This window comes from Albidovulum sp. (assembly GCF_008933605.1).
Classification (GTDB): Bacteria; Pseudomonadota; Alphaproteobacteria; order Rhodobacterales; family Rhodobacteraceae; genus Albidovulum.
In genome coordinates this window covers 1-2,128 of the sequence record NZ_WBUS01000276.1, presented here as the reverse complement: position 1 = coordinate 2,128, position 2,128 = coordinate 1, and the positions used below count along the sequence as shown (strand labels likewise).

The 2,128-nt window shown below is 67.7% G+C and carries 2 protein-coding genes and 1 pseudogene; all 3 read right to left on the bottom strand.

All coding sequences use genetic code 11. The features are described from left to right. A pseudogene (locus tag F9K34_RS18735) lies at positions 1–227 on the bottom strand (S8 family peptidase); the annotation flags it as partial. A 118-nt stretch (positions 228–345) separates the two neighbouring features. Beyond that, entirely contained in the window at positions 346–1,338 is a 993-nt protein-coding gene (locus F9K34_RS18730) for an adenosine kinase (protein WP_291338616.1), read from the bottom strand. After that, positions 1,335–1,979 (bottom strand): endonuclease III, encoded by a 645-nt coding sequence (gene nth / locus F9K34_RS18725; RefSeq protein WP_291338615.1) that lies wholly within the window; start codon positions 1,977–1,979, stop codon positions 1,335–1,337. Before nth ends, F9K34_RS18730 begins: the two co-directional genes overlap by 4 nt. Positions 1,980–2,128: the final 149 nt, after the last annotated feature.

Here is a 2,128-nt window from a genome sequence, read left to right as displayed (position 1 = left end):
CCCCGGGGTTCGATGAGCCGGATCGGCATCGCCCGCGCGACGGCGACGACCTCGGGGTCGCGCGCCGCTCCCCGCAACTCGGCCGAGGAAAGCTCCGCGGTGTCGATGCGGGGTTCGGGCGGAACGTCGAGGCGGCCAACCGCGGTGCCGAAGGGTCCGGGCCGGGGGTAGATGGCCTCGGGGCGCATGCCCCGGCTGGCATCCCGAAGGATGACGAACTTTTCCATGGCTCTCTCCAATGACTTCGAAAAAATGGCGTCACGCCGCTGGCCGCATCTCCGGCCAGCCGCTTGGAAATTCTACCACGGGTTGCACGAGTCGGGCAAACGTCGCCCGCATGGCCGGTCAGATCAGCCCGTGCGACCGGAACAGCGCCTTGACATCCGCTTCGGGGCGCGCGCCGAAGTGGCTGATCACCTCGGCGGCGGCGATGCAGCCCATGCGGCCGGCCTTGGCCAGCGGCTGTCCGGTGGCCAGACCGTAAAGGAACCCGGCGGCGAACTGGTCGCCGGCGCCTGTGGCATCGACAGGCACGACGCGGTGCACCGGCACCTCCACCCGTTCCTGCCCGCGGATGAGGATCACGTCGGCGCCCGAACGGGTGCAGACGACGGTGCCGCATTCGGCGTGGGCCTGCGCCAGCGCCGCTTCGAGGTCGGCCGTCTGGTAGAGCGAGGTCCATTCGTGCTGGTTGCCGATGACATAGTCCATCTCGTCGCGCACCAGCCGGCGGAAGTCGGCGCGGTGGCGGTCCACGCAGAGCGGGTCGGACAGCGCGATCCCGGCCTTGCCGCCGCCTTCGTGGCAGGCTGCGGCGGCCTTGCGGAAGGCGGCCTTGCCGTGGTCCTTGTCGAAGAGATAGCCCTCGAGAAACAGGTAGTCGCTCTCCGCAACCACACCGGCGTCGAGATCAGCGGGCCCGAAGTCCGCCCCGGCGCCGAGGTAGGTGTTCATCGACCGCTCGCCATCGGGCGTGACGAAGATCATCGATCGCGACGTTGGCAGCGGTTCGGCCGCGACCGGCGGATTGGGGAAGTCGGTGCCCTCCGCCTCCAGCGACTTCGCGTAGAACCGCCCCAGCGCATCGTCCTTCACCCGCCCGACGAAGGCGGTCTTCAGCCCAAGGTTGCCCAAGCCCGCCAGCGTGTTGCCGACCGAGCCCCCCGGCGCCTGCGTCCGCTCCTTCATCGCGGCGTAGAGCGTCTCGCCCCGCTCGCGGTCGACGAGCTGCATGATGCCCTTCTCGATCCCCATCCAGTCGAGGAAGTCGTCGTCGCACTGGGTCAGCACATCCACGATGGCGTTGCCGATTCCGACAACCTGATAGCGTTTGGTCACAGGGTCTTCTCCTCGTAAGGACAGAGATCGCGGATGAGACAGGCGCCGCACTTCGGCTTGCGGGCGACGCAGATGTAGCGGCCATGCAGGATCAGCCAGTGATGCGCGTGGCGCTGGAACTCCGCCGGCACGTTGTCCTCGATGGCGCGCTCGACGGCCAGCACGTCGCGGCCCGCCGCGATGCCGGTGCGGTTGGCCACCCGGAAGACATGGGTATCGACCGCCTGCGCCGGGAAATGGAACCACATGTTCAGCACGACATTCGCCGTCTTGCGCCCGACCCCCGGCAACGTCATCAGCGCCGCACGCGACGAAGGCACCTCGCCGCCGTATTGCTCCGCGAGGATCTGCGACAGCCGCATGACGTTCTTCGCCTTCTGGCGGAAGAGCCCGATCGTCTTGATATGCTCGATCAGCCCCTCTTCCCCCAGCGCCAGCATCTTCTCCGGCGTGTCGGCGACCCGGAAAAGCACGCGCGTGGCCTTGTTCACGCCGGCATCCGTCGCCTGCGCCGAGAGCGCCACCGCGACGAGGAGCGTGAAGGCGTTCCGATGCTCCAGTTCCCCCTTCGGTTCCGCCTCGGCGGCGTGGAAGCGGGTGAAGATCTCGCGGATCGTGGTGTAGTCGAGCTGGCTGGCCATGCCGGGCGATATGCACGGGACCGGGCGTACCGGCAAGTCTTTGCTTGGATTGTGGCCGGTTCGGTGCCAGCCATGCGCGTTAACCGCAATTTTTCCCCTGAGTGCCAACATCCGGGCCTGCTATGGGACAGCCGGGATGAGCTTTCACG

Coding starts and splice junctions, on each gene's coding strand:
- nth (WP_291338615.1), bottom strand. CDS start 1,979: ATGGCCAGCCAGCTCGACTACACCACGATCCGCGAGATCTTCACCCGC.